The 23,538-nt window shown below is 68.2% G+C and carries 19 protein-coding genes; 8 read left to right on the top strand and 11 right to left on the bottom strand.

What is annotated here, in order from left to right; translation table 11 throughout:
* Nucleotides 1-64: 64 nt before the first annotated feature.
* Nucleotides 65-2,113 (bottom strand): serine/threonine-protein kinase, encoded by a 2,049-nt coding sequence (locus HUA76_RS20635; RefSeq protein ID WP_174461850.1) that lies wholly within the window; start codon nt 2,111-2,113, stop codon nt 65-67.
* Nucleotides 2,114-2,243: 130 nt separating this feature from the next.
* Here HUA76_RS20635 and HUA76_RS20630 point away from each other — a divergent pair, with 130 nt between their 5' ends.
* Together HUA76_RS20630 and HUA76_RS20625 are read left to right on the top strand one after the other, a co-directional pair.
* On the top strand, nt 2,244-3,389 hold the full coding sequence (locus HUA76_RS20630; RefSeq protein ID WP_174461849.1) for a serine/threonine-protein kinase: 1,146 nt from the start codon (nt 2,244-2,246) through the stop codon (nt 3,387-3,389).
* The gene (locus tag HUA76_RS20625) at nt 3,386-4,351 is read left to right on the top strand and encodes an RluA family pseudouridine synthase (protein ID WP_174457125.1); all 966 of its coding nucleotides are present in this window, start codon (nt 3,386-3,388) and stop codon (nt 4,349-4,351) included. Before HUA76_RS20630 ends, HUA76_RS20625 begins: the two co-directional genes overlap by 4 nt.
* A 9-nt stretch (nt 4,352-4,360) precedes the next feature.
* On the opposite strand, the gene HUA76_RS20620 is transcribed toward HUA76_RS20625, so the two are convergent.
* Nucleotides 4,361-6,229 carry a serine/threonine-protein kinase gene (locus HUA76_RS20620; protein ID WP_174461848.1) on the bottom strand — a complete coding sequence of 623 codons (1,869 nt, stop codon included), beginning with the start codon at nt 6,227-6,229 and terminating at the stop codon, nt 4,361-4,363.
* Nucleotides 6,230-6,502: 273 nt separating this feature from the next.
* Here HUA76_RS20620 and HUA76_RS20615 point away from each other — a divergent pair, with 273 nt between their 5' ends.
* Nucleotides 6,503-8,953: a VCBS repeat-containing protein gene (locus HUA76_RS20615; RefSeq protein ID WP_174461847.1), complete on the top strand. Its 2,451-nt coding sequence runs from the start codon at nt 6,503-6,505 to the stop codon at nt 8,951-8,953.
* 190 nt (nt 8,954-9,143) lie between these two features.
* Here HUA76_RS20615 and HUA76_RS20610 read toward each other — a convergent pair whose 3' ends face one another.
* Nucleotides 9,144-11,096 (bottom strand): hypothetical protein, encoded by a 1,953-nt coding sequence (locus tag HUA76_RS20610; RefSeq protein ID WP_174461846.1) that lies wholly within the window; start codon nt 11,094-11,096, stop codon nt 9,144-9,146.
* 74 nt (nt 11,097-11,170) lie between these two features.
* Between HUA76_RS20610 and HUA76_RS20605 the strand changes: the two genes are divergently transcribed.
* The gene (locus HUA76_RS20605) at nt 11,171-11,437 is read left to right on the top strand and encodes a hypothetical protein (protein WP_174461845.1); all 267 of its coding nucleotides are present in this window, start codon (nt 11,171-11,173) and stop codon (nt 11,435-11,437) included.
* A gap of 15 nt (nt 11,438-11,452) precedes the next feature.
* Here HUA76_RS20605 and HUA76_RS20600 read toward each other — a convergent pair whose 3' ends face one another.
* Nucleotides 11,453-11,854 (bottom strand): hypothetical protein, encoded by a 402-nt coding sequence (locus tag HUA76_RS20600; protein ID WP_174461844.1) that lies wholly within the window; start codon nt 11,852-11,854, stop codon nt 11,453-11,455.
* A gap of 59 nt (nt 11,855-11,913) precedes the next feature.
* Between HUA76_RS20600 and HUA76_RS20595 the strand changes: the two genes are divergently transcribed.
* On the top strand, nt 11,914-12,210 hold the full coding sequence (locus tag HUA76_RS20595; RefSeq protein WP_174461843.1) for a hypothetical protein: 297 nt from the start codon (nt 11,914-11,916) through the stop codon (nt 12,208-12,210).
* A gap of 80 nt (nt 12,211-12,290) precedes the next feature.
* Here HUA76_RS20595 and HUA76_RS20590 read toward each other — a convergent pair whose 3' ends face one another.
* Complete coding sequence (locus HUA76_RS20590; RefSeq protein WP_174461842.1) at nt 12,291-12,899, bottom strand: hypothetical protein; 609 nt, start codon at nt 12,897-12,899, stop codon at nt 12,291-12,293.
* A 600-nt stretch (nt 12,900-13,499) separates the two neighbouring features.
* Between HUA76_RS20590 and rpsD the strand changes: the two genes are divergently transcribed.
* The gene (rpsD, locus tag HUA76_RS20585; RefSeq protein ID WP_141644875.1) at nt 13,500-14,132 is read left to right on the top strand and encodes a 30S ribosomal protein S4; all 633 of its coding nucleotides are present in this window, start codon (nt 13,500-13,502) and stop codon (nt 14,130-14,132) included.
* Nucleotides 14,133-14,245: 113 nt separating this feature from the next.
* On the opposite strand, the gene HUA76_RS20580 is transcribed toward rpsD, so the two are convergent.
* Together HUA76_RS20580 and HUA76_RS20575 are read right to left on the bottom strand one after the other, a co-directional pair.
* Nucleotides 14,246-14,875 (bottom strand): HAD-IA family hydrolase, encoded by a 630-nt coding sequence (locus tag HUA76_RS20580; RefSeq protein ID WP_174461841.1) that lies wholly within the window; start codon nt 14,873-14,875, stop codon nt 14,246-14,248.
* 30 nt (nt 14,876-14,905) lie between these two features.
* Nucleotides 14,906-15,826 carry a LysR family transcriptional regulator gene (locus tag HUA76_RS20575; protein WP_174457132.1) on the bottom strand — a complete coding sequence of 307 codons (921 nt, stop codon included), beginning with the start codon at nt 15,824-15,826 and terminating at the stop codon, nt 14,906-14,908.
* Between the two features lie 82 nt (nt 15,827-15,908).
* Between HUA76_RS20575 and HUA76_RS20570 the strand changes: the two genes are divergently transcribed.
* Nucleotides 15,909-16,910, top strand: coding sequence for an aldo/keto reductase (locus HUA76_RS20570; RefSeq protein WP_174461840.1), 1,002 nt, complete (start codon nt 15,909-15,911; stop codon nt 16,908-16,910).
* A gap of 60 nt (nt 16,911-16,970) precedes the next feature.
* A complete protein-coding gene (locus tag HUA76_RS20565; protein WP_174461839.1) occupies nt 16,971-18,179 on the top strand; it encodes a DNA polymerase IV in 1,209 nt (402 codons plus the stop codon).
* 6 nt (nt 18,180-18,185) lie between these two features.
* On the opposite strand, the gene HUA76_RS20560 is transcribed toward HUA76_RS20565, so the two are convergent.
* The 4 genes from HUA76_RS20560 to plsX form a co-directional block, all read right to left on the bottom strand.
* Complete coding sequence (locus HUA76_RS20560) at nt 18,186-19,121, bottom strand: DMT family transporter (RefSeq protein WP_174461838.1); 936 nt, start codon at nt 19,119-19,121, stop codon at nt 18,186-18,188.
* On the bottom strand, nt 19,118-20,836 hold the full coding sequence (pcnB, locus tag HUA76_RS20555; protein WP_174457136.1) for a polynucleotide adenylyltransferase PcnB: 1,719 nt from the start codon (nt 20,834-20,836) through the stop codon (nt 19,118-19,120). The genes HUA76_RS20560 and pcnB overlap by 4 nt, the downstream gene beginning before the upstream one ends.
* 615 nt (nt 20,837-21,451) lie before the next feature.
* Nucleotides 21,452-22,495, bottom strand: a complete 1,044-nt coding sequence (locus HUA76_RS20550) for a phosphatase domain-containing protein (RefSeq protein ID WP_141644869.1) — start codon at nt 22,493-22,495, stop codon at nt 21,452-21,454.
* Nucleotides 22,492-23,538: a phosphate acyltransferase PlsX gene (gene plsX, locus HUA76_RS20545; RefSeq protein WP_371745607.1), complete on the bottom strand. Its 1,047-nt coding sequence runs from the start codon at nt 23,536-23,538 to the stop codon at nt 22,492-22,494. The genes HUA76_RS20550 and plsX overlap by 4 nt, the downstream gene beginning before the upstream one ends.

Raw genomic sequence — 23,538 nt, 5'->3', positions numbered from 1 at the left:
GCACAGGCGGGGACACGGGAAGAGCGGTGCGTCAGGCCCCGCCCACCTCACGGTCAAGATGCGTCTAGTCCGCGTGGAAGTTGTACTTGAAGGTGTTGTTCTGCCCCGCCTTCACCACGAACGTCTGCGTCACTTCCTTGCCCAGTTCATGATTGATGAGCTTGATGGTGTTCTTGCCTTCGGGCGCCGCGATGGGGTCTATCGGCGTCTGCCCCAGGTCCTTCCCATTCAGCACCACCTTCGCATAGGGGCGGATGCGGAACTCCAACATGCCCGTGGCCACCACCTTCGCGCGCGGGCGCGGTGGCGGCGCGGCCTTCGCGACAGGTTTCACCTCGGGCAACACGGGTACTGGCGCGGCGGAAGTGCCGCCAGCAGCGGACACGACAGCCGGCGGCGCTTTCTCCACGGGCGTCGCGGTCACCCCCTTCGGTGACGGTACCGGCGCGGTGGGCGGAGGCTCCGCCTTCATCACCGCCACTTGCGGCTCCCGTCCCGCCGCCGGGGCATCCCCGCCCGCGACCCGCTCCTGCGCGGTGGAAGGCTTGGGCGACTCCACCGTCGACGGACGCTTCGCCTCCGGCCTCTTCCCCAAGGGAAGCGGAGGAGGCACCACGACAATGGGTTGCTCGCCCCGAGTGGCCACCACCGCCACGCCGCCGAGCACGAGCACCGCTCCACCCACGAGCACGGCGAGGAGTCCCGTCGAGGCCTTGCTCGCCTTGGGGGCACGCACCTGCGCGCCCGTGGAGATGGCGTCCTCGTCCGCCCCGCCGCCATTCGTCGGGACGCGCTCCTCCGCATCCCGCTCGGACTCCCCCGACGGCCCCGCGGGCGCTGTCACCGCGGCGATGCCCGAAGCGTTCCATCCCTCACCCGCGCTTCGAGCCTCGGAGGCCACCCCACCCTGCGCCGGCAGCATCGGACGGGAGGCCGGCTTGCGTCGAGCCCCCGCCGCCTTCGCCGCGCGTTCCGGAGCGTCCGAGCCCTTGCCGCCCTCATTCGAGACGGGCTGCGGACGTCCCTCCGCAATCATCCCCCGCACCGACAGCGGCATGGGCGTCGTGGGCGACGTCGAGTCCACGGGCGGAGGCGGAGGCCCCTTCGCCTCTGGAGGCGCCGCCATGGACTTCGGCGTGCTCCCGGGCTTCGCGGGCGTCGCACCTCCCATCGCCGCGGGCGAGGCCACCACCGGCCCCGACATTCCCTCCGCCACCAGCTTCGCCACGAACTGCGCGAGCTGGTACGCCCCCACGGACTCGCCCGACGACAGCAGGTAGCGCTCCAGGTCCGCCTGGAGCGCACGGCAGTCCGCGTAGCGGGTGTCCCGCTCCTTCGCGAGCGCCAGGTCCAGAATCTTCTGCAGCGCCACCGGCACATCCGGCCGGCGCTCCACCACGGGGATGAACGGCTCGAACAGGATGGCCTGCATCGTGCTCGCCTCGGTCGTCGCGTCGAAGGGACGCTTGCCCGTCAGGAGCTCGTACAGCACCACCCCCAGCGCGTACACGTCCACCCGCCGGTCCAGCGGCTTCGTCCGGAGCTGCTCCGGTGGCATGTACGCCACCTTCCCCTTCACCACGCCCGTCTGCGTGCGGTGCCCCTGCCCCGCCACCTTCGCCACGCCGAAGTCCACCACCTTCACCGCGCCCTGCCGCGACACCAGGATGTTGTCCGGACTCACGTCGCGGTGGATGAGCCCCAGGGGCTCTCCAGTCGCCGGATCACAGAAGTCGTGCGCGAAGGACAGGCCCTCCGCCGCGAGCGACACCAGCTTCGCGCACATCATCGGCGGCAGGGGCTGCTCCGCCGCGCGCTTCACCAGCCGCCGCAGCGTGGGCCCGTCGATGAACTCCATCGCCAGGAAGTAGCTGCCGTCCGCCTCGCCGAAGTCGAAAATCTGGACGATGTTCGGGTGCTCCAACTGCGCGGCCAGCCGCGCCTCTCCCAGGAACATCTCCACGAACGCCGGGTCCTCCGCCAGGTGCGGGAGGATCCGCTTCAGGACGAGCGTCTTCTCGAAGCCCATGGGGCCCGCGGCCTTGGCGAGGAAGACCTCCGCCATGCCCCCCGAGGCAAGCTTCCGGACGAGTTGATACTTCCCGACTTGCATTTGATGAAGGGTTCTCCCAGGTTTCCCTGGAAAAGTGAAATGCCTGCCCGAGTGTTCTGCCCAGGACCGTGCAACCAGGCATCATCAAGTTTGACCGTGACGCGACGCCGTCCGTAGGATCCGCGCACGCATGCCCCCGAAGGTCATCGGTCCCTACCGCGTCCTGGAGACGCTCGGCAGCGGCGGGGCCGGCACCGTGTACCGGGCCCTGGACCGCCGCAGCAACGACGAAGTCGCGCTCAAGCTGCTGTCGGCCGGCCCCGCGCTGGACGAACGGGCGGCGCGACGACTCGCGCGTGAATTCGAGACGCTGGCGGACCTGTCCCATCCCAACGTGGTGAAGGTCTTCGAGGCGGGGGTCCATCAGGGCTGGCCCTACCTGGCCATGGAGCTCATCGAGGGGCTCACGCTGCGCCACTACCTGGACATCCGAGGGGACGACCTGCTGTCGCCCATCAGCGGCACCACGCCGCGCGGCCTGTTGACGGTGCGGCGCACCGCGGACGAGGACTTCGGCCCTGGCAGCGACAGCATCTCCAACGCGGACGCGGCGGGTGACGCCCGCCCCGCGGCGGAGGGGCTGTTCAGCATGGACGCCTTCAACGAGGAGCCTCCCAGCGAGGACCTGGACGCCTACGGCGCGGCGGAAGGCGAGGACGAGCTGGGCTCCGGCTCGGGCTCGGACGACTCGATGGAGGGCTTCGACATGCCTCCGCCCGCGGCTCGCAAGCCGGTGGACGACGGCCGGGCGCCGCGCGAGGAGGACCTCAACCGTCCCGAGCGCATGGGGCGGCTGAAGGACACCATGCTCCAGCTGTGCGAGGCGCTGGCCTACATCCACGGGCACGGGCTGGTGCACCGGGACTTGAAGCCGTCCAACGTCATGGTGGACGAGGACCGGCAGGTGCGGCTGATGGACTTCGGGCTGGCCAAGTTCCTCGCGGACGACGTGGCGATTACCGAGGCGGGCAAGCTGGTGGGCACGTACCGCTACATGGCGCCCGAGCAGATTCTCGGGGAGCCGTTGGATGGACGCTCGGACCTGTACAGTCTGGGCGTCATCCTCTATGAGCTGCTCAGCGGGCGGCCTCCCTTCGATGCGAAGACGCCGCACGAGCTGTGGCGGCAGGTGCTGGAGACGGAGCCTCCGCCGGTGCTGGCGCTGAACCTTCATGGGGACCCGCAGTTCGCACGCGTGGCCCACCGCCTCATCCGCAAGGAGCCGGACGACCGGTTCCAGACGGCCGAGGAAGTCTACGAGGCTCTTTCCGAGTGAATCCCTCCAAGCTGCACACCTTCACCGTGGACGCCGATAAGGCGGGCCAGCGGGTGGACCTCTTCGTGGGCGAGGCGCTGGGCCTGTCGCGCGCGCGCCTCAAGCGACTCTTCGATGCGGGCGCGGTGAAGGTGAACCACCGGGCGGCGAAGAAGGGCCTCACGCTCACGGCCGGGCAGCAGATCTCCGTGGTGGTGGAGGAGGAGACGCGCGAGGCGGTGCCCGACGAGGAGTTCCCCCTCGTCGTGCTGCACGAGGACGCCGCGCTGGTGTTCGTGGACAAGCCCGCGGGCCGGCCCTCGCATCCGCTCCAGTCGGGAGAGACGGGCACGGTGGCCAACGCGCTGGTGGCGCGCTACCCCGAGTGCGCGCAGGCGTCGGTGGACCCGCGCGAAGGCGGGCTGTGCCACCGGTTGGACGTGGAGACGTCGGGCGTGGTGGTGGCCGCGCGCTCGCGCACCGCGTGGGATGCCGTCCGCGCGGCCTTCGGTGAGCGCGCGGTGGACAAGCGCTACCTCGCGCTGGTGACGGGGCCCCTGGTGGACGAGGGCGACATCGAGCTGCCGCTGCGCCATCACCCGCGTCACCCGGACCGGGTGGAGCCCGCGCCACACGGTGCCGAGGACGCGCGCGAGGCGGTGTCGCGCTTCCGCGTGCTGGCGCGCGTGGGCGAGTACAGCCTGGTGGAGGTGCGCATCCTCACGGGCGTGTTGCATCAGGTGCGCGCGCACATGGCGGGCATTGGCGCGCCCATCGTCGGCGACACGCTCTACGGCGGGCGCGAGGCGCCAGGGCTGGGGCGCTTCTTCCTGCATGCACGGGCGCTCGGGTTGGCGCATCCGGAGACGAAGAAGCCGATGCATGTAACGAGTCCCCTGCCCCCGGAGCTGCGCGCGGAGCTGGAGCGGCTGGGCTTGCCCCTGCCTCGCGGCGAGCGCGAGGACGAGAGTCCGGCGAGCTGAAGGGGCTGCTCACTTCCCCAGGGACTTGAGCATCGCCCGAGCCGCATTGGATGCGCCGCCCGTGGGCACCAGCAGGAGGTACTTCTTGAAGGCCTCCGCGGCCTGGTTGCTGTCTCCCAGGGACTGGTAGGCCATCCCCAGCGACAACCAGGCGCGAGCATCGCCCCCATCCGCGCGAACGACGTGCTGGAGCAGGACCACGCCCTCTCGCAAGGACTTCTCCGACTCGAAGCCGCTCACCAGCAGGAGCCCCAGCTCCTTCCGGGCTTCATGCGAGCCGGCCTTGAGCACGAGGGCTTTGCGATAGCTGACCATCGCGGCCTTGGTACGACCTGCCTGCTCCGCGGACCGCCCTGCCTTCATCAGCGCGGCGAACTCGTCTTCGGGCGACAGCGCCTTGACGCCCGCGGCGGACACGACAGGAGGAGGACGCGGAGCGGATGTCACGCTCCCTGACTTCGGAGCATCAACGGGGATGGCGAATGCGACAGTCGGGGACTTGTCTTCGCGAGCGGGTGCGACGGCCGCTGTGCCCGCGTCCCTCTCGGGCAGAGACGTCGGACTTGCGACCTCGGGGGTCTTCTCGGGAGACAACGGGACTGCCGGAACCTGGACCTCCGCCGGCTCGTCTGAAGGCACCGGGGCCCCTGTCGTGGGCGACAATGGGGTCGTGGAAGCCTGCTCCGCTTTCGGGGCGGGGGCCGACACCTCGGGGCTCGACTTCCCGCTCAGCGTCCACGTCACCACACCCAGCGCCGCCGAGAACAGGAGCGCGGCTCCAAGCCCCGCGCCCAGGCCTTGTCGATACGAGGTCCACCGGTGGGTGGAGACCTGCGTCACCACGGGAACCTCGTTCATCGTGGCGACAGTGCGAGTCTCCGCGGCGCGAGCCAGCTCCTCCCGAAAGGGCGTGGGCACCTGGGGCTCGCGTCCCTCTTCACGCAACTCCATGGTGAACAGCGTCTGGACGAGCCACGCCACCGACATGGGCGAGAACCGAGGCGTCGTCGCATAGAGAAACCCGGAGAGCGCTTCGGCGAAGGCGTGCGCGGACTCGAAGCGCTCCTCCTTCTTCACGGCCAGCGCCTTCTGGACGATGGCATCCAGCTCCACGGGCAGCTCCGGGCGCAGCGTCCGCGGTGACGGGAACCGCCCCTCCTGCAACTGGTGCATCACCACGTACTCGGGGCCCTGCAACGGCAGACGCCCGCACAGCATCTGGTAGAGCACCACACCGGCCGCCCACACATCCGTGCGTGCGTCGACGTCCTCGCCTCGCGCCTGCTCCGGCGAGAAGAAGAGGTACTTGCCCTTCACCACACCGGGCTCGGTCTTGAACCCTCGCAGTTCGCGCGCCTTGGCGATGCCGAAGTCGACGATCTTGACCTGCCCCTCGTAGCTGACCAGGACATTCTCCGGAGAGACGTCCCGATGGACGATGCCCAGGGGGACACCCCGGCTGTCCGCGCGCGTGTGCGCGTAATGCAGCCCTCGACAGACCTCCAGCGCGATGAAGACAGCCTGGGCCACCGGCACGGCACTCAGGCCATGCTGGAGCGCGCGCTTGATGATGCGATGGAGCGGCGGCCCGTCCACCAGTTCCATCGCCAGGAAGTGCTCGCCCTCCGTCCGTCCGAAGTCGAAGACCTGGGCGATGTTGCCGTGGGACAGCGACGCGGAGATGCGAGCCTCGCTGATGAACATCTGGATGAAGCGCTCATCCTGCGCGTACTCCGGCAGCACCTTCTTGATGAGCACGGGCTTCGTCACGCCCGCCTCCCCCACCAGCCGCGCGCGCCACGCCTCCGCCATGCCGCCCTTGCCAAGCCTTGACACCAACGAATAGCGACCAAAGGGCTTGGAGGGGGCGGAATCCATGAGGCGTGCAATGTAGCCCCACGAATCGCATCAGCCCAGAGCAACCCCTTGGGCTGGGAGTCCATGGAGGCCCAAGGACAATCGGACGGGCGCCATGCAGCGAACGCACCAGCCGTATGGGCCTTCAGACCCACCCCGGGTCAAGGTGCCTCGGGCTCCTCGGGTTGTTCGGTCGCCGCGCGGTCCTCGACGGGGGTTCGACAGACATCCGTGCGCTGGTAGCGCCTGACAATGAAAGCCCTGCCGGCAATCGTCCTATTGTATACACGCCGCATGACCCCCACTCCTCGAGAAACCTCAAGACGACGAAGACTGGTGCTGGCGGCCTGTGTCGCTGGCCTGGGCCTCGTCGTACCCCAACTCTCCTTCGCGGACCCCAATTGCCTCCCCGGCGACACGCGGCCCATCTGCAACCCCACGGAGACAGAGCCTCCACCACCAGTGCCCTTCTGGATTCAAAACGGCCAGCGCTTCTTTGTGATTGGCACCTACGACTACCCCAAACGAGATTACGCGGACGCGGGTCTGGCGGATCTTCTCCCAAGCCTTGACAAGACTGACCTCGGGCTCGGAGAACTGGGTCGCGCGGGATTCAATGCCGTCATCGTGGACATCCATGACCTGACTCCCGCCGACCTGGACAAGATGGAGTCGCACGGGGTCCATGCCCTGGGCAGCGCCTGGAATTGGAGCGATCGGGGAGGGGCACTCAGTGAACTGCACTGGGTGCGAGAGAAGGACGCCCAGCACCATATCGGCAGCGACCTGGACCTCAAGATCCAGGCACTGAAGGGCAAGCCTGCATTCCTCGGCTACGAAAGCCAGGACGAGATGGGCTGGAACAAGGTCGGTTCAGGGCAGGTCGCGCAGTTTGCCGATGGAGGGGTCAACCTGGTTCTGACAACGAGCCAGCGTGCTCGCATTCCCAGCGTGACGGAGGCCACGAGCTTCCGCGCGTTCGTCAATTCCAGGGACCCCTCGCATCTGGTCTATTACACGGAGGTGGCCGCCCCCAACGCGGGTGGCTTTCCGTCCGGGGGGCCCCTGCTGCCAGGCCTTTCCCCCGCCGCATACGAGCAATGGAGTGACGGGGCGAACGCGTGGGGACACGACAGGTATCCCATCTACGTGACGCTCGAAGGCTACTCTCCGCCATTCCCGGAAGCCCCGCTCATGGGTCCAGCAGAAACCCTCGATGCCATGCAGGTGCTCTATGATCAGGACTCCGCGTCGCCCTATGTCGCCAAGGGCCCCATCCTGATGGTGCTCCAGGGACAGGGCGGAGGGGAGTGCTGCTCCACTTGGCAGAACCCGCTGACAGGACGGCGTCCCAACTACATCGAGACTCGCTTCATGGCCTACTCCTCCATCATCCATGGGGCGCGTGGCATCTTCTGGTGGGGGACGGATGCCATCGAGCAGGACTCCCAGCTCTGGTGGGACATCAAGAAGGTCGCCTCTCAGCTTCGCATCCTGGAACCCGCGCTGGTCGCGGACGGCGCTTGGGGTTTGATGCTGACTCCTGGACTCGAAGGCACGCACCGCAAAATCGGTCAACACCATGTCGTCATCGTCGCCAATCCCACGCCCAGCCCCATCACCGCCACCATTCACCCGCAGACATGGAATGGCACGCTGCCCGCTCGCAGCCTCTTCGAGCAGCGCAGCCCCATTCCATACAGCTCCAGTCTAGGGGGATGGGAGGACACCTTTGGTCCATGGGAAGTACACGTCTACACGGATACGCCCATGTATCAGCGGAAGGATGATTTCGATGGGGATGGTAAGTCGGACTTCACCTGGTATTGGAAATCACCCGCGATGCCCCAGACGGGACTGCTCACGGTGAAGACCAGCTCCCTGCCAAGACCGATGGGCCTCGCGGGTGGGCTCCCCGGGGACATCTCGCTCACGGGTGACTATGATGGCGATGGCCTCACGGACTTCGCCGTCTACACCCCTGCCTGGAGCGCCACTACGCCTGGGTTCTTCTCGGTGTGGCGGAGCCAGGGACAACACTGGAGCTGGTTCGGCCTGGGCGGGCCTGGCGACATCCCCCTTGCCGCGGACTACGACGGCGATGGGATCACTGACATCGCCGTGTACCAACGCTTCCCGACTCCCGAGGGGACCCCTCCCAATCTCGTCTATGGACAGTTCAAGTGGATCTCGAGCCAGACTGGAGACCCCGAACCCATCCTCTTCAAGGCTGGCGAACCCGACGACGTGCCCGTCGTCGGAGACTTCGATGAAGACGGCAGGGATGACTTCGCCCTGTACAAGTACAAGAGCAGTACGGGTTGGGGCGGCTGGTTCTCTGTCTGGGTGCTACAGGGAACGGGAGGGTTCTGGGATTGGGACACGATGGGACAGGTGGGAGACATTCCTGTCATTGGCGACTACGACGGCGATGGCGCCAGTGACCGGGCGCTCTATACGCCCCGCTGGCCCGCGAATGACGGCGGCGGCTACTTCACCATCTTGCATAGCTCCACCGGGACGTCCCACGTGAAGTTCCTCGGAGGAGTCAGCGACGTTCCCGTCACGGGCGACTACGACGGCGATGGGAAGACGGACATCGCCGTCTACACGCCTCGAGCGGGCACGCCCGAGACGGGCGGGTTCTACACCGTCACCTTCTCGAGCACGCAGACCACGAGCACGCAGAGCAGGACCGGCGTGCGCGCCGGAGAGCTGCCCATGGGCAAGGAGTGGCAGCACTGATGGGACGTGACACCCTCCAGCCCCCGTGAGGCATCACGGGACGCTGGAGGGCGTCGCGGTTCAGGGCGACTGGCGCAGTCCCCTCGGTAGGGGACTCCAGACGAGGTCCAACGAGGCCCCCCAAGGACCATCGGACCGGTGCCATGCGGCGTGCGCACCGGCCCGTGGGCTCATTCAGACAGGCCCTGGCTCAAGGCTCCTCGGGCTCCTCGGGTTGCTCGGTCACCTCGCAGTCCTCGACGGGAGTGGGGCCGCCCTCGCCGACAGGAACACGGACGCTCACTCCGCCATCACAGCGCTTCACCCCCGCGTCAGTGATTCCCGCGTCGGCCACTCCCGCGTCGACACTCGCGTCAGCGATTCCCGCGTCGAGCACGCCGCCATCCCAACCCGCGTCACCTGGGCCCCCGTCGTATCCGGCATCCACGCCCGCGTCCGTGCCGGCATCCACGCCCGCGTCGGGAGTTCGACAGACCTCCGTGCGCTGGTAGAGCGCCTGGCAATGAAAGCCCTCCGGGTCGCCCTCGTACGTCACCTCTGGCAATTCGGGATCCGTTCCGTACCAGTGGCGGCTGCCGCGAGTGCGGAACTGACACGTCGTGCTGCCACCATTCGCACAGGGGCAGTTTTCCGAAACCTGCCACCCCACGAACTCGAGCAGGTCATGGTTGTCCGCGAAGGCATACCGCTGCGGCGTGGAGAGCGTCACCAGGTCGCCTGGCTCCAGAGGGAGGAATGACTCGTGAGGCCCTGGATAGGGCGACTGGGGATGACTGGCGCAGGCCATCAACGGGGCGCCGTTGGGCCCTTCGGTGAGCGTGGTGGTGGTGCCTTCCAAATCGGTGCGCTCGATGGTGAAGCTCGCACAGAGCGGCGCCGTGAGGGGTGAGCTGCAGGAGTTCTCTCCGGAGCCTCGCGCCGCGACAACAATGGGAGCGATGCTGACGCCGAGCGCCACCACCCCCGTCGTGCCATCCACACACTTCTGCGCACCGGGCTTGAAATCCACCGCGCCTGTTCCTTGACGCTTCTTGGTCAGGTCCGTCAGGTCGGTGAAGGTGGTGCAGCCCAGCTTCCACGGCGTGGTGCAGCAGCACTCGATCGCCTTGATGTGGTTGTCATAGAGCGTATGGAACTCGGCCTTCGTGGCGGGAAGCACTTCCGGCATCCAGTGGCTCTTCGGCCACACGCCGTTCGCCGCGTTGCGTCCAGGGATGGCGGCCTTGTCGACGGACCTGGGGAACCAGTCCGCGCACGTGTTCTTGGTGCCGATGCGGTGACAGGTGGTGCACTCCTGATTGCCGACATTCCCATCACCGTCCTTCACTTGAGCGGTGGTGACCGTCTCCGGCTTGGGCCACCCACGCCCTGCGTTCGTGAGATAGGCCTCCTCGACGAGCTTGTACTTCCCCTTCTTGAATCCCGCGGGCAACCCATCCGCGGTCGCCGCCACCTGGTCGATGTAGGGCGAGTGCATCCAGGGGTCACTGTCATGGCACTTGGAGCAGTGCAGGCTGGAGTTGTCCCGGAGCCGTTGAGGGCTGATGTAGAACGCCCTGGCAGCCGTGGCGGCGGCGCGCTCCGCCGCATCCGCGGAAGCGGGGTCCGCCATCGGATTGGGCACATTCTTGCCATTGAGGTCCGCGCCGCTGCCGCTCAAGGCCTGGAAGTAGCATGTCGCCCCCGACGTCTTGTTGGCGACGACGATGGCGACATCCTGAAAGCTCTCCGACGTGTCCAGCCCCGCCTTGTAGCGGCGGCAGATGACTCGCGCCTCCGTGTTCGGGTTGCTCGTCTTGAGCTTCAAGAGGCGTGCATTGTCGACGCAGTACTTGCCGCCAAGGTCCAGCCACACCGGCTTGTCACAGGTCATGCCGTCGGGCGTGTTGGTGGTGTGCAGCAGCGTCCCGTCCCGGCAGTTGAACGTGGCGTCCGTCAGCCGCCCCAACTCCGCGCGACACGATGCGGCGTACTCGGTGATGTTGCTGCCGTCCACCAACCCCTGTCCCTGTCGCGCCAGGACGACGCCGTCGAGCGGCTCGGGAGGCTCGTCAGCCTCCCCTCCCGTGCAGCCCAGGAACAAGGTGGAGACGACGAGCAAGACTCCGGCGACGGCAGACTCGGCTGCACGACACGTTCGCATGGGAACTCCCAGGGGTGGGAGTCGAATCCAAACAGAAAGTCGGAGCGCGCCGCGCCCACCGGGCCTCGCATCTCGTGGGAACTGTCATCGAGAGGACCCGCCGCTTCTCTCCGGCCCGGCGCTACTCGCCCATCACCTTCGCGATGACGCGCTTGAGACACGGGCGCATCCCGCCCGAGCCGATTCTTGCCCGGGTGGCCCGGACGAAAGACGGCTGGCTCGCCGCCCGTTGTCATCCTCTCGCGGACCGCGAGCTGCTTCAGGTCATCGCGAACTGCTTCATCGGGTTCCATGAGGAGGAGGACGCCAACGACAGTGGCGTGCTCCGCCCCACGGGCTGAAGAGAGGCGAGCCCCTCAGTAGCAACTCCAGATGAGTTCTTCTGAGCAGGTACAGCCACCCAACTGCCCGTTGTCGTGGTAGCAGACGACCTCGCTGGAGGCCCCCGAGCACATAAAGCTTTCATACGACGCGCATGGCGGCAGCAGGTGAGCGGGCTTCTCGGACACCGTCGCCTCGGCCCCAAGCGCCGGGGGACAAGCCGCGCGACACCACGTAAGGGATTGGGCACACAGCGCCTTGCCCGGGCCGCTTCCGGCGTTCTCCCGCATGCAGGCAAGGTACTCGGACTGACAGGCCTGCTGGCACGTCACGGCCTGCTCCGACACCGTCTGCTCGGAAGGCTCCTGTTCCGCGCCACCACAGCCCACCAGCACGCACAGGGCCCACAGTCCTCCGACAATGAAGCTCGGCTTCATCGACAATCTCCTGGCTTGAGGTCGATACGGCGCGTGAAGCCTACCACTTCAGCCAGAGCATGCGGCATGGACTGTTGGAAGCGCGGGCGGTGGCGGAAGTGGCTGCCCTACCGGGCCAGGGGCTGCACGTGGAGAACCTCGTCGCGGACCCGACACACAATCCACCGCGCTTCGCGTTCACCGCCAACAACGCCAGCGGCTGCGTGCCCCATGTCTACGTGGACGGCGCCATGTCACAGTACCCGACGCTCCACGGGAAAGAGTCGGCGCAGGGCTACCGGATGAAGAAGCCGCAGGTCTACAACAACGGCGCTTCCTTCACGGCCGTGTTCGACAAGAGCGGCACCTGCCCCTGAGCCGGAGTGCTCGGGACACCGGACCGCTGAGAGGAAACCGACGGCCCGCGGAGGAGTAACTCCGCGGGCCGCGCGCCATCTCAGTAGGCGTAATAGACAGGCGGCGTGGTGCTGGTGAAGTAGTTGTAATACGTGGCCACGTAGTTGCTGCCGCTCCCCGTCTCGCCCGGGAGCGGGCCCGTCTTCGTGCCGTAGGCGACCAGCGTGGCGCCAGCATCGGTCTTGTCCAGGTTGCAGACAGGGACATTGCCCGCGCCGAAGTTCACCACGATGGTATCGTCCCGCACCTTCGCGAGCGTGGCCGGATCGATGTGGCTGACCCTGCACTGCGTGTTGGCGCTACCGCTCGGGGAATGCTTCGTCGAGAAGGCCGTCGCCAGCCCCACGCCCGTCCCCAGCACGGCGATGTGCGGCGTGCTGTAGGAGCGACCCAACTCCACGCTGCCCGCGGGATACGGACACGTCCCCGAGGCATTGCGCGTCAGGGTGATGGCATAGCGAGGAGGAAGCTCCACGGGAATCACGGCCGAGGAGATGGTGAACGAACACCCCCCGAAGGAGCTGGTCGTCAGCGCGGCCTGCTGCTCGTCCAAGGTCTCCTGCGGAGCGGTGCCCTCGGGAACACCACCACCACAGGCGGCGAGAGACACGGCGGCACACGCAAAGGCAATATTCTTGAAGACAGTCATAGAGGGGGAGACTCCGATGAAAGGAGAACGAGGACTCTACTGCCCTCCCTCAACGACTCACAGCACAAGACCGTCGGCGCAGAATGCAACGCACCGGCGTCATAATTTGCCAGCGTCGCCTCTCATCTCCCAGGCTCCGAGAAGCCGCGGGTGTCTCATTTGACCACTCACTTCGTGCAAGGGAAAGAACCGGGAGCCCGCGCGTCCTTCGAGTCGGCTGAAAGCTGTCAGCTCGGACCCCACGCCCCAGCAACTCACATGCCCCTGGTCGGTTGACGCACCATGGCTGGGTTTGCACCCGGCTGGCATCTCGCAAGCCATCACCTGATGCCCCGCGACAGCCCGCGCCGACGCCCGAAGTCGCGCCTCGTCGCGTCCTCCACCCGCGCACGCGTGGACCTGCTTCCGGGCCTCGCGGACCCCGGGGTCCCCCTCACCCGCGATGCCCGGACGACACCGTCCGTGAGCGCCCCTCACCCCCAACTCGCACGGTGGGGCTTGACCCGAGGCCCGTATTCACGGTACTGATCTTGATATTGATACTGATTATCAAAATCAACTGAGCTCAACAGCATCGAGCCGGATACGGAGGGACGAGACGTGGCACGTGATCTGGGACCGAGGGGCAAGATGTGCCGGCGACTGGGGATTCCGCTCTCGCGAATCACCGCGAAGGACCCGGACAAGGACCCGGTGCTGCGGCGTCCCTATCCGCCCGGCCAGCACGGCGCCACGGCGCGCATGGGCAACAGCGACTTCTCCCGGCGGCTAAGGGAGAAGCAGAAGCTGAAGCTGTACTACGGCCTGCTGGAGAAGCAGTGCCGCCGCGCGTTCATGGAAGCGCGTCGCTCGCCGGGCAACACGGGCACGGTGTTGTTGCAGTTGCTGGAGAGCCGCCTGGACGCGCTGGTGTTGCGCGCGGGGCTGGCCACGAGCATCCGCCAGGCGCGCCAGTTCGTCCGCCACGGGTACTTCCAGGTGAATGGCGCCGCGACGGACATCCCCAGCTTCCGCGTCAAGCCGGGCAGCGAGATTCGCTACCTCCCCGCCCACCTGAAGCTGCTCATCGTCCGCGAGTCCTTCGAGCGGATGAAGGGGCGCTCCGTGCCGCCGTACGTGCAGGTGCTCGGTGACGGAGAGGGCCTGCGCTTCGTGCGCACCCCGGAGCGGGAAGAGATTCCCGTCGACGTGAACGAGCCGTTCATCGTCGAGTACTACGCGCAGCGCAGCTGACACGACGGGCACTCGGAATCACCGCGAATGGGTCGGGCTCCAGGGCCTCCCATTCGCGCCCGAGGCCCCGGTCGACGGACGCCCAGGCGCGTCACACCGAGGCGCCTGGGTGCTCAGGGCAGCAGCGCCGCCTTCAGCTCCGCCACGGAGTGGAACAGGTGCGCGGGAGCATGGCGCGCCAGTGCGTCCGCCAGCGTGTAGCCCCATCCCACGGCGGCGGCGGGGATGCGAGCCTCTCGCGCCGCCTCGATATCGCGAATCTCGTCGCCCACCGACAGGGCCTCGGCCGTCGTCACCCCGGCGCGCTTGAGCATGCGTCGGAACTTCGCGGCCTTTCCGAAGATGGCGGCGCCACAGTCGAAGTGCGTCACCGATTCGACGACGGGGCCCAGCACCGAGCGCACCGACACCTCGCTGTCCGAGCTGATGATGGCCACCGTCACGCCGGCGTGCTTCAGCTCCGCGAGCAGCTCCGGCACGCCCGGGAACAAGGGAGTGGAGGAGGCGGCGGACAGCTTCTGCTTGCGCATGTAGCTGACGATGGCGGGCAGCCGCCACATGGGCACCTTCGTGTGCGCCATGATTTCGCGTCCGGACATGCCTCGCATCGCCTCGAACTCCGTCGGCGTCAGCCGTGAGAAGCCGAAGCGGTCGGCCATGTCGTTGAAGACGGAGCGGAACCACGGCAGGGAGTCCGCCAAGGTGCCGTCGAAGTCGAAGATGACCAGGCGATAGGGAGACATGAGGCGCCGCGGAGTCATACCAGAAACCCCTCACGACGCGCGCCGCAGGCTCCGCACCACGCTGACAACCTGCTCGCGGACGAAGCGGATGGCCTCGTCGTCCTCGGACGCGCTCCGCCAGAGCAACTCCATGGGAGCGCCTCTCAACGTGAAGGGCGGCTTCAACGGACGAAGGAACGGGCGCAGCGCCACCACGTCCCGAGCGACCATCCCCGGCACGGTCGCGACGAGCGTGCTGTTCTCCAGGAGGGCGCCCAGGCCATGGAACGTGGGAATCGACACCCTCACCCGCCGCTGGTGGCCGAGCACATCTTCCACCACGCCGCGCAGGTCTCCGTTGTACGAGACAATGACGTGCTCCTGCGCCAGGTAGCGCTCCAGTGTGAGCGTCTTCCCGAGGCGAAGCCGACGCGCGTCGTGCAGACACGTGAAGTGCTCGGTGAACAGCTCCAGTCGCCGCATGCCCGAAGGCAGCTCATCCGCCACCGTCACCGCCAGGTCCACCGCCGACGCGCTCAGCAACCCTCCCACGGTGCGGAACTGCACCGGAAGCACGACGAGCTTCAGGTGAGGGGCCTCACTCGCGAGCACGTGGAGCAGGCGCGGCAGGAGCCAGGACTCACTCGCGTCGGAGAGGCCAAGGCGCACCGTTCGCTCGCTCGTCCGTGGGTCGAACGCGGCGGGAGCCAGCGCGGCCTCCACCAGGGCCTCCAGGTGTGGCCTCGCGGAGGCCAGCAGTCGCCGCCCCCGCGCGCTCAAAACGAGTCCGCGCCCATCCCGGACGAACAGCGGTGAGCCCACCGCTGACGTCAGGCGCCTCAGCGCCGCGCTCACCGCGGGCTGCGTGAGATAGAGGCGCGCCGCAGCAGCGGTGACACTGCCCAGCTCGGCCACGACGACGAAGACGCGCAGCAGGTTGAGGTCCAGCGACTTCTCATAGATGGCGTTCATGTTCGGGATGCATCCTATTGATTGGATTCCAGGATGGCGATTCGCGAATTCTTGTGGCGTCGGCACGACAAAGGGAGACGCGATGAGCACGCACGAAGCCAGGCAGACGCGGCACACGGTGAAGCCAGGCACCACGGGCCCCGAGGTCTTCCCACTCGGCCTGGGATGCATGGGCATGTCCGGCATGTACGGCGCCACCAACGACGATGAGAGCCTGCGCACCGTGCACGCGGCCATTGAGCGCGGCGTCACGCTGCTCGACACGGGCGATTTCTATGGCATGGGCCACAGCGAGCTGCTCGTGGGACGCGCCATCGCCGGGCGCCGCGAGCGGGTCCAGCTCTCCGTGAAGTTCGGCGCGCTCCGGGGCCCGGATGGGAGCTGGCTCGGCATGGACCTGCGCCCCGCCGCCGTGAAGAACTTCGCCACGTATTCGCTGAGGCGCCTGGGCGTCGACGTCATCGACATCTACCGCCCCGCGCGGCTGGACCCGAACGTCCCCATCGAGGAGACCATCGGCGCGATGTCAGACCTGGTGAAGGCGGGGTACGTCCGCCATGTCGGCCTCTCCGAGGTCAGCGCAGAAACCCTCCGCCGCGCGCACCGCATCCACCCCATCGCCGACCTGCAAATCGAGTACTCCCTCGCGAGCCGGGGCCCCGAGTCGAACATCTTCCCTACCCTCCGGGAGCTCGGCATCAGCGCGACGCTCTACGGCGTCCTCTCCCGAGGCCTGTTGACGGGGAGCAAGCCCACCGGCGCCGGTGACTTCCGCGCCCATCTGCCCCGCTTCAGCAGCGAGCATCGCGAGAAGAACGAGGACGTGGTGGGTTCGCTCCACCGCTTCGCGCAAGAGCGGCGGATGTCGCCCGCACAGCTCGCCATCGCCTGGGTGCTCGCACGACAGCCCGGGTTCGTACCGGTCATCGGGGTGAAGAACGTGGCGCAGCTCGACGACGCGCTGGGGGCCGTGAATCGGCCCCTGACGAGCGAGGACGTCGCCGCGCTCGACTCGCTCGGGGCCGTCTCCGGTGGACGCTATGGGCCCGAGCAGATGCGCTTGCTGGACAGCGAGCGCCGGTAGCGCCCACGCCCAATTGGAGCCCCTGCAACGTCAGACAGAGCCGCTAGAGTGGTTGGTGCGATGCGAGCCATCATCCACGTGGACATGGACGCTTTCTATGCGTCCGTGGAGCAGCGGGACAACCCAGCCCTGAAGGGCAAACCTGTCATCGTTGGCGGGCATGCCCAGCGAGGCGTGGTCGTCGCCGCGTCCTATGAAGTGAGACCCTTCGGTGTGCGCAGCGCCATGCCCATGGCGCGCGCGGTGAAGGCCGCGCCCCATGCCATCATCGTCAAGCCACGCTTCCCCGCGTACGCGGAGGCCAGCGAGCAGGTCTTCTCCATCTTCGAGCGCTACACCCCGCTCATCGAGCCCTTGTCCCTGGATGAAGCCTTCCTGGACGTCACGGCCTCGGTGGGCCTGTTCGGCTCGCCCGCGGATATCGCGCGGCGCATCCGCAAGGACATCGCGGACGAGCTGAAGCTGCCGTCGTCCGCGGGCATCGCCACGGTGAAGTTCGTGGCGAAGATCGCCTCGGACCTGGCCAAGCCCAACGGCCAGCGGGAGGTCCGCGCGGAGGAGACGGTGGCGGTCCTCGCGGGCCTGCCGGTGTCGCGCCTGTGGGGCGTGGGGCCGAAGACGGAGGAGGCCCTCCAGCGCTCGGGGCTGAAGACCATCGGCGACGTGGCGACGAAGGACCCGGAGTGGCTGGAGGCGCGGCTGGGCACCAGCGGTCGGCACCTGTGGGAGCTGTCGCAGGGCATCGACATGCGCGAGGTGGTGCCGGACCGCGCGGCCAAGAGCGTGGGCGCCGAAGACACCTTCGAGGAGGACCTCGCGGGCGTGGAGACCCTCAAGCCCCACGTGCATGCCCAGGCGCTGCGCGTGGCCCGGCGCCTGCGACGCGCGGGCGTGAAGGGCCGCGTGGTGCAGCTCAAGCTGAAGCTTTCGGACTTCACGCTCCTCACCCGCCGCACCACGCTGCGCGAGGCGACGGACGACGGGCAGACGCTCTATCGCACCGCGCTGGAGCTGCTGGAGCGCTCACACGAGGGCAAGCCCGTCCGCCTCACCGGGGTGAGCGTGCAGCTCGACGAGGTGCCGCCCCAGCTCGGCCTCTTCCCCGCCGCGCCACCCCGGACGGCCAAGCTGAACGCGGCGCTGGATAGAATCGCGGAGCGCTTCGGCAGCAAGGCCATCACCACCGCGGACATCGCGGGCAGCGACGCCCCGGGTGGCGACGAGCACCGCTCCGAGCGCCCCGTGGACAAGGACAAACCCAAGCGCTGAGCGCGCTCAGTCCGCGGCGGGAACCATGTCGGGCGGCGGCGGCTGACGCGCGGCCTCGTCCCGGGACATGACCAATACGCCCACCAGCGCCAGTCCTCCACCGACGAGCTGCACCCAGTCGGGCTTCTCACCCAGGAGCGGCACGGCCCACAGCGTGGAGAGCACGGGCTCACCGAGCGAGGCCACCGCCACGAAGGGCGCGGAGAGGTGACGCACGGAGGCGTTGAGCAGCGAGTGGCCGATGAGCTGCGGCACCAGGGCCAGTCCCACCAGCACCATCCAGGTGCTCGGCGTGAAGCCCGTCAGCGGCGAGTCGACGAAGCCGTGCGCCACCATGAGCGCCACCGCCGCGACCGAGTAGACGATGCCCACGTACGTGCCCAGCGACATCGACTCGCGCACGCGACGGCCCACGACGAAGTACACGCCCGCCATGACGGCACCGGCCACCGCGAGCAGGTCACCCCAGAGCGCCGTGCCTCCGGCCGCGAAGTCCCGCGCGCCGATGAGGACACTGCCCGCGAGACACAGGACGAGCGCCGCGATACCACGAGGGCCCACGCGCTCCCCCAGGGCGAGCCACGCGAACAGCGTCACCCACACCGGCTGCGTGGTGACGAGCGCCACCGAGCTGGCCACGGTGGTGTACTGGAGCGACGCAATCCAGGTCGCGAAGTGCAGCGCCAGCGCCAGGCCGGACAACACCAGCCAGCCCCAGGTCCGCGCCGACAGGGACGTCAGCTCCGAGCGGCCCCGCACCAGCGCGAGCGCCAGCAGCGGCACCGAGGCGAAGGTGAGGCGCCACGCGGAGATGGCCAGGGAAGGCGCCTCCGCGAAGCGGATGAGCGGCGCGGCCCAGGACACGGCCACCACGCCCAGCACCAGTCCCCCGTAGACACGTGTCCGGGGGACCTCCACCTCCACGGGGGGCGCCGGGTTCACGCCTCGCCGGCGCCGGAGCCGGATGAAGAACCCGCCGAGGCGGAGCCCTCTCCCCCGGCACGACGACGACGGCGGCGGCGGCGACGCTTGCGCTGGCCACCGGGCTCGGAGCCCTCGCTGTCGGAGGCCTCGGGGCGAGGAGGCGGCACCTCACCGGCCTTCCACGCGTCCAGTTGCTCACGGTGCTCTCCGGTCGCCTCCACCGTCATCTCGAACACGGTGAGGGCCTCGCCGAAGAGAGGGTGACGCCGGAAGGCCGCGCTCTTGCGGCGGCGCTCGCCGGACAGCGTGCGCTGCGCGAGCAGCAGCATGCGGCAGCGCTCGGCGATGCGGCGGGGCAGCCGGGCCGACTGGACGAAGCCGGCGAGCAGCTCCTCCACCACCTGCGACACGGAAGGACGACCGCCCTCCTGCGGCTCGGCGGGCGGACCCGAGTGGCTGATGGGCACCAGCAGCGCCGCCAGGAGGATGGCGTCGTCGAGCGGCTCACCCGCGGCCACCCGGCGGTCCAGCGCCTGCGCGAAGGAGTAGAAGGTCTTCTCGCCTTCCTTGCCGTGCTGCTTGAGGTACGCATTCACCGGCGGCAGCAGGAACTTCATCGCATCCAGCGCGTCCAGCAGCTTCAGGGCCGGTGCTGACACGCCGCCGCGGATGAGCCGGAAGGTCTCCTCCAGCAGACGCGCGGGAGCGCAGCGCGGCAGGTCCTCCACCGCGCCTTCCATGGCCGCGTACGTGCGCGACTCGATGTCCAGGTCCAGCTTCGCGGCGAAACGCACGGCGCGCAGGATTCGCACCGGGTCCTCGCGCATGCGCACTTCCGGGTCGCCGATGGTGCGGATGAACCGCTCGTCCAAGTCACGACGGCCGCGGACGTAGTCGATGACCCGTCCCTCGCTCACGTCGTAGAACAGGCCGTTGATGGTGAAGTCGCGGCGGCGCGCGTCCTGCTGCGCGGTGCCGAAGACGTTGTCGTGGGTGATGAGCAGGTCATCGCCCCCGGCCTCGCCCTCGTCCTCCGGCGCGGAAGGCGCCGCGGCCTCCAGCTCCGTCGGATTCGCCCGGAAGGTGGAGACCTCGATGATCTTCCCACCCTTGAAGTAGACGTGCGCCAGCCGGAAGCGACGGCCGATGAGCCGGCAGTTGCGGAAGATGGCGCGCACCTCGCCCGGGTGGGCACTGGTGGCGACGTCGAAGTCCTTGGGCTTCTTGCCGAGCAGCAGATCGCGCACGCAGCCGCCCACCAGGTACGCCTGATGGCCGTGCTGATGCAGCCGCAGAACCACCTTCAGGGCGTCCGGGTCCAGCTCGTCCGGGTCGATTTCCGCCGGCTCTCCCGTGGAACGGACATGAGGGGCGTGCAGCGCGCGCTCGTAGGGAGTCGGCTCGGGCTCCGGCTCGAGCACGGTGGGCACCTGCTCCACCTCGTCCTCGGCGGCCTCGGCGGCGTCCTGCGCCTCGGCGGCGGCGAGCACCTCCGCGGCGGCCAGACCCGTCTCGTCGAAGACGCCGTCGAGCGCGTCGACCTCGTCGTCGTCATCGGACTCGTCGTCGGCGTCGTCCTCGAGCGGGCTCATCTGGCTTCTGGGCTCGGGCGCTTCGTCGGCGGAGACAGCGGAGTGGGAAGAAACTTCGGGGAGGGCCGATTCGGCGGCCACGGACTCGGGGGCACTCGCCTGTTCCGAGGGGGCAGTCGTCAGCTCCAGATTGGAAGACATGGAAACCTCTTGAGCGCCGCGCTCGGAGCCCACTGCCGCCTCGGATGAGGCAACCTCGCGCGCGTCTTATCGGGCGCAGGTGGCAGCGGACCGCCGGCAGGCGGCGTTTCAGTCAAAACTCGCGTCATCACCATGGACACCCCAAACGGGGCGCTTCAGGGGCAGCCGTCTATAGCGCATCCGCCCTGGGAGGGAGTAGCGCCCTTTCTGCGGGTCCACCGGACAGGTGGAGCGCTTCCACCCCACCCGTCCCTTTTCCAGCAACAAGGGGCTCGACCGTGCATTCGGGGAGGCGTCGAAGGGCATCCTGTTCCAGGCTCGCTCCAGGCGGTGAAAAAGAGTCCGCCACGAGTATCAACCCCATGGCCGGCAGCCGGCGGCAGGCTCCCGCCCTCCCGGATGACTCTGTTCCGTATCAACACTGGAAGCGCGTGAAACGTTCTGGAACCGGCCCAAGCACCGTGCACCAGCCCGCCTGGGCAGCACCCCGGCGGGCCCGGACGCGTCCCACCCGCCTGGTCGGTCGTCTGGACACCAGGCAGCCACCCTCCCGTTGAGTTCGGGCACCCCTCGCACATGGGGTGCGCGCGCGCCGCGGTTCCTGTCCTGGCGGGCTCAGGGAGACGGCTTGGTGCGGCCCTTGTGGTTTCGCGGAAGCGCGTGGTGGATGAGGGAGACGTAGTCCACCGCCTGCACGGGCGGAGGGGGCGGCGGCGTGCCCAGCGCCGCGAGCCGCTTGCTGAACGCGGAGAGGATGTCCGGCATCGGACGCATCGCGGCGAGCAGCTTGTTGGGCCCCTCCAGCGCCTGGGACAGCGCCACCGCCGCCTGCTGCAGCGGCAGGCCCCGGCGCAGCAGGTCCTGGAAGGAGTTGGAGAGGGTGATGATGTTGTGCCCCGCCGTCTGCACCATCTCCACCGCGATTTTCAGCACCTGCGGCGCGGACAGATGCCCGTCCGCCAACAGCACCAGCGCGGCCTGGAAGTAGTTGAAGATGGGGACGACGCGAGGCCCGTACGCCGTGAAGTGCGCGGGCGGCGTCAGCTTGTCCAGGTGGATGAAGATGCGCCGCACCGGGTCCGCCACCGGAATCTGCTTCCACGCCGCGCGCACGCGCTCCGCGTCGTCCGGATAGACACCGCCCGCCTCCAGCACCTGGGACAACACGCGCTCGTCCACGCGGCCGGCAATCAGGTCCGCGAAGAGCGAGTAGATGAACGCATCCGCCTCCGCGTCGTCACCGAAGAGGACCTCCTCGGCCTCCGCGGGCGCCTTCACCCGGCTCTCCAGAATCGCCGGCAGCTTGTAGCCCACCTGCCCGCGCAGCGCGCGGAAGCGCCCGCGCAAGAGGTTGCCGATGTTGTCCTTGAGGACGAACTCGTCCCAGCGCACGCCGTCCAGCTTGAGCTTCTCCTCCAGCACGGCGCGCATCTGCTTGGGGCTGCCGGAGACGATGCACAGCCGCGAGTCGCCGTTCTCCGACAGCTCGCGGATGAGCGCGCTCGCGCCTGGGATGGCGACCTTCTCGTGCGCCTTCTGGAAGGCCGTGCGCAGCAGGTCCTTGAGCGAATCGAAGTCCGTCTGGAGGTACGTCTTGTCCAGATCCCAGCGGTAGATGCGCCGCGGCGGTCGCGGGTCGATGCGGTCCGGCAGACTCACTTCTGAAGACCTTCCCGGATGGAGCTCCCCAGGTTGTTCGCCACCACCTTGGCGGCCACCTTGCCCGCGTTGGCGATGGCGCGCGCCTTCGAGCGCCCGTGCGCCTTGATGAAGATGCGGTCGAACCCGAGGATGGGCGCACCGCCGTACTGGTTCCAGTCGGTGATGTCCTTGATGCGCTGAATCCCGCTGGACAGCATGGCCAGGCCCGCGCGCCAGCGCAGGCTCTCCTTGTAGGCGTACTGGGCCAGCTCCACGACTGTCTCGTGCACGCCCTCCAGCATCTTCAGGCACACGTTGCCCGTGAAGCCGTCGGTGACGATGACATCCGCGGTGCCCTTGGGAATGTCGATGCCCTCCACGTTGCCGATGAAGTTGATGTCCTTCATCTCCGACAGCCGCGCGTGCGCCTCCACCACCCGGGGCGGGCCCTTCTGCGGCTCGACGCCGTTGGACAACAGCGCCACCTTGGGCCGCTCGTTGCGGGAGATGATGCGCGCGTACTGCGAGCCCATGACGGCGAACGTCACCAGGTCATCGGCCGTGGCCTCCACCGTCGCCCCCACGTCGAGGATGAGGGAGAACGGGTCCTCCTTCGCGCCTCGCACCGAGCGCGTCGGATACACCGTGGCCAGCGCCGCGCGGCGCACGCCGGGGATGAGCTGGAAGTGGCGCGCGCACGCCAGCACGCCCGCGCCCGTGTTGCCCGCGGACACCAGCGCCTGGGCCTCGCCCTCCGCGACGAGCCTGGCGGCCACCGCCACCGACGCGTTGGGCTTGCGCGCCAGGGCCTCGCCGGGTTTCTCGTCCATGCCCACGAAGTCCGCCGCGTGCTGGACGGAGATGCGCTCGCCGTTGTGCTTCGTCTCCGCGAGCGCGTTGTCGATGAGCGTCCGGTCCCCCACCAGCAACGCATGGATGTGGGGTGAGTCCAGGGAGAGCTGCGCGGCTCCGCGCACCACCTCCGCTGGCCCATGGTCCGTCCCCATCACGTCGAAGGCAATCGTCACGGGCTGCGGCTGTTTGACCACCATGGCCCCCAT

It is taken from the genome of Myxococcus sp. CA056 (assembly GCF_013336715.1).
GTDB lineage: Bacteria > Myxococcota > Myxococcia > Myxococcales > Myxococcaceae > Myxococcus > Myxococcus llanfairpwllgwyngyllgogerychwyrndrobwllllantysiliogogogochensis.
Note: the sequence above shows the minus strand (reverse complement) of the source record. Positions and strands in the feature narration are given on the sequence as shown.

Excerpts from the sequence above, each read along its gene's own strand:
- HUA76_RS20635 (WP_174461850.1), bottom strand. The coding sequence starts at position 2,113 with ATGCAAGTCGGGAAGTATCAACTCGTCCGGAAGCTTGCCTCGGGGGGC.
- HUA76_RS20630 (WP_174461849.1), top strand. The coding sequence starts at position 2,244 with ATGCCCCCGAAGGTCATCGGTCCCTACCGCGTCCTGGAGACGCTCGGC.
- HUA76_RS20620 (WP_174461848.1), bottom strand. The coding sequence starts at position 6,229 with ATGGATTCCGCCCCCTCCAAGCCCTTTGGTCGCTATTCGTTGGTGTCA.
- HUA76_RS20615 (WP_174461847.1), top strand. The coding sequence starts at position 6,503 with ATGACCCCCACTCCTCGAGAAACCTCAAGACGACGAAGACTGGTGCTG.
- HUA76_RS20610 (WP_174461846.1), bottom strand. The coding sequence starts at position 11,096 with ATGCGAACGTGTCGTGCAGCCGAGTCTGCCGTCGCCGGAGTCTTGCTC.
- HUA76_RS20600 (WP_174461844.1), bottom strand. The coding sequence starts at position 11,854 with ATGAAGCCGAGCTTCATTGTCGGAGGACTGTGGGCCCTGTGCGTGCTG.
- HUA76_RS20595 (WP_174461843.1), top strand. The coding sequence starts at position 11,914 with ATGCGGCATGGACTGTTGGAAGCGCGGGCGGTGGCGGAAGTGGCTGCC.
- HUA76_RS20590 (WP_174461842.1), bottom strand. The coding sequence starts at position 12,899 with ATGACTGTCTTCAAGAATATTGCCTTTGCGTGTGCCGCCGTGTCTCTC.
- HUA76_RS20580 (WP_174461841.1), bottom strand. The coding sequence starts at position 14,875 with ATGTCTCCCTATCGCCTGGTCATCTTCGACTTCGACGGCACCTTGGCG.
- HUA76_RS20575 (WP_174457132.1), bottom strand. The coding sequence starts at position 15,826 with ATGAACGCCATCTATGAGAAGTCGCTGGACCTCAACCTGCTGCGCGTC.
- HUA76_RS20570 (WP_174461840.1), top strand. The coding sequence starts at position 15,909 with ATGAGCACGCACGAAGCCAGGCAGACGCGGCACACGGTGAAGCCAGGC.
- HUA76_RS20565 (WP_174461839.1), top strand. The coding sequence starts at position 16,971 with ATGCGAGCCATCATCCACGTGGACATGGACGCTTTCTATGCGTCCGTG.
- pcnB (WP_174457136.1), bottom strand. The coding sequence starts at position 20,836 with ATGTCTTCCAATCTGGAGCTGACGACTGCCCCCTCGGAACAGGCGAGT.
- plsX (WP_371745607.1), bottom strand. The coding sequence starts at position 23,538 with ATGGGGGCCATGGTGGTCAAACAGCCGCAGCCCGTGACGATTGCCTTC.